The 245-nt window shown below is 55.1% G+C and carries 1 protein-coding gene; it reads right to left on the bottom strand.

The window, feature by feature from the left end:
* Positions 1–245: transposase domain-containing protein (locus tag SB660_RS22960; RefSeq protein WP_410584832.1), on the bottom strand; the 245-nt coding region annotated here is incomplete at both ends.

Here is a 245-nt window from a genome sequence, read left to right as displayed (position 1 = left end):
CTGGGGGCAACGAAGGGGCGATTGCCCGGCAGCATGATGTCCAGGCGATTCACAATCTGGTGAAGAGGTTCTTTACGCTCAAGCGCCATGCCAACAATACACCAGACCATCATTTCGAGGGGAAGACGGCGCTTGCGTAGCGTTACAGTACCTGATTCGGCAAGGCAACGAGAGATGAGTTCGGGGTCGAGGTAATCCCCCAGAGAAGTCAGTGGGTTACGCAGAGAATCGTAACGGGATACCAG

It is taken from the genome of Bacillus sp. SIMBA_005, from assembly GCF_046535585.1.
Classification (GTDB): Bacteria; Bacillota; Bacilli; order Bacillales; family Bacillaceae; genus Bacillus; species Bacillus pumilus.
This window is presented reverse-complemented; position numbering and strand designations above follow the sequence as displayed.